The organism is Zafaria sp. Z1313 (assembly GCF_050563205.1).
Taxonomy (GTDB): domain Bacteria; phylum Actinomycetota; class Actinomycetes; order Actinomycetales; family Micrococcaceae; genus JAZDCJ01.
The window spans coordinates 1-2,449 of sequence record NZ_JBNWUK010000053.1 but is presented as its reverse complement, the minus strand read 5'-3'; the positions used below and the strand labels follow the sequence as shown (position 1 = coordinate 2,449).

General features: G+C 65.4%; 3 protein-coding genes. All 3 read left to right on the top strand.

All coding sequences use genetic code 11. The annotated features are described in order from the left end of the window. The coding region (locus ACQ3I4_RS16670) for a Mu transposase domain-containing protein (protein ID WP_430633940.1) at positions 1-763 on the top strand (763 nt) is incomplete at its 5' end. After that, positions 760-1,506, top strand: a complete 747-nt coding sequence (locus ACQ3I4_RS16665; RefSeq protein ID WP_329863576.1) for an ATP-binding protein — start codon at positions 760-762, stop codon at positions 1,504-1,506. The genes ACQ3I4_RS16670 and ACQ3I4_RS16665, both read left to right, overlap by 4 nt. Before the next feature lie 556 nt (positions 1,507-2,062). Beyond that, a partial coding sequence (locus ACQ3I4_RS16660) for a transposase (RefSeq protein ID WP_430633347.1) occupies positions 2,063-2,449 on the top strand: 387 nt, incomplete at its 3' end.

The window sequence follows — 2,449 nt, the reverse complement described above, 5'->3', positions numbered from 1 at the left end:
CGTCATCGCTGACCTGCGGGAGCAGCGGTTCGACTCGTTGCCGCAGCTGAAGGCCGCGGTTACCGAGCGGGTGGCGACCTATAACGCGGAGCCGTTCCAGAAGCGGCCCGGGTCCAGGACCAGCGTGTTCACCGCCGAGGAGCGGCCCCTGCTGACGCCGCTGCCGCAGGTGGCCTACGAGATCAGCCGGTGGGTCTATGGGCGCAGGGTGGCCCGCAACGGACACGTCGCCTGGGAGAAGAACCACTACTCGGTGCCCTTCGCCCATATCGGCACCACGATCGACCTGCGCATCACCGACCGGATGCTCGAGGTCTACCGGGGCGTCGAGCGGCTGAGCAGCCACTTGCTGCTGCCGGCAGGCTCGGCCAACGAGTACCGCACCAATGACGCCGACCTGCCCGCCGGCGGGCGGTATCAGCCCTGGGACGCGCCGAGGGCCCGGGAATGGGCGGGACGGATCGGCCCATCCGCCGTGGTGGTGGTGAACCGGATCTTCGAATCCGTTCCCGTGGAAGAGCAGGGCCTGGACGCCGCCCTGGCCGTGCTGCGTCTGGCACGGCGGTATTCCGCGGAGCGGGTGGAGGCCGCCTGCCGGATCGCCCTGGGTGGCAGGATCAGATCCCCGCGCTATGCGCATCTGCAACCGCTCCTGGCCACCGGCCAGGACCAGGCCCCGAGGCTGAGGCCCCCACGGGATGAGCCAGCGGAGCTCGGCGGGTACGTTCGCGGCGCCGACTACTACGCGGGAGGCGCCAAGTGAGCGGGATCGATACCGAGACCAAGCGCAAGCTCCGCGAGATGGGAGCCGCCCCTTTGCTGGCGGCGCTGGAGGCGCAGGACGAGAACCTGATCCTCGGGATGAGTTTCGAGGACCGGCTGCGTCTGGTCGTCGACGAGGCCCACTCCACCTTCAACCACGCCAAGGTCGAGGGCCTGGTCCGGCGGGCCGGACTGCGCTACCCGGCAGCCGACCTGCGCCGGCTCGACAGGGTGGACGAACGCGGCCTGGACCGCAACGTCATCGCGCAGCTCGGCACGTGTTCGTTCATCGAGCGGCAGCAGAACGTGGTGTTCCAGGGCTTCACCGGCTCGGGGAAGTCCTACCTCGGGTGCGCGCTGGCGAAGCAGGCCTGCCAACACCGGATCCGGGCCCACTACATCCGGATGCCCGATCTCGAGGAAGCCTGGGCCCTGGCCAGGGACAAGCCGCTGGGAGCTACGAAGTTCCTAAAGAAGTACGCCGCGTTCACCCTGCTGGTGATCGACGAGTGGCTGCTTGACCACCCGGACGAAGGGATGCGAAGCATGCTCCTGGAGCTGCTTGAGCGCCGGTACGACAGTTCCTCGACAGTGTTCTGCACCCAGTACGCCAAGAAGGACTGGCATCAACGGCTTGGCTCCGGGGTGCACGCCGACGCGATCATGGACCGAATCGTGCACAACACCATCTGGGTCGATACCGGCACGCACAACATGCGCGAACACGCCATGCAGAATCAGTAGCAGGACCGTCGGTGGGGACCAGTGGCCCCCACCGACGCCACTGCTGGCCCCCACCGGCAATATCACTGGCCCCGAACGGCAATATCGGATGGCCTCCAAGCCTTCGAATACTCACACTGTTTCGTGATGGGGCTACGCATGAACTCTCATCCCCCTCCGCGGACATCTGTCTTTCCTGCGAGCTCAACGACTACACCAGCCTCCCACATCGCCGGGTTTTGCCTGGCACTCGTGATGAGAACGTTGACGGATCCGTACCGCCTCAGCGACACCGTGCCGATTTTGCTGCGATCGGCCAACAGTATCGGCCTCTTGCTGATACGCATCACGTCGGCTCGGTTTTGATCTGACGTCGTGAGCCCGTTCTCCAGTGACACCTCGTTCGTCCCCTGGGCTACAGCAGCCTCACCGGTCCACCTAAGGAAGGACAACGGCCCAATTGGCTCCACCACGACTCAAACCGCCGCGTCTCCAGCCTCATGAGTCGGGACTGTGGAAATAACGGTGTATCCGGCTCGACACGCCGGGCGGTAAGCCTGGCGGGGAGGAGCCCGATATGGCCGCAACACTTGAGGCTGTGCCGAGTACGAAAACCGCTGAAAAGAAGACAGAAGTATCCGAGGGCGACGCTGCGCGCGAGCTGGTCAGAATGGCGAAGGAACAGGGCCTGTCCCTGACCGGGCCGGACGGTCTGCTCAAGCAGCTGACCAAGACCGTGATCGAGACCGCGCTCGATGAGGAAATGACCGAGCATCTCGGATATGAAAAGCACGATACGGCAGGGAAGCAGACCGCGAATTCCCGCAACGGCGTGCGCCCAAAAACGGTGCTGACGGAGACCACGGGCCCGGTGGAGGTGGACGTGCCGCGGGACCGGGAAGGGACCTTCTCACCGGTCATCGTCAAGAAGCGTCAGCGCCGCCTGACCGGTGTCGATGAGATG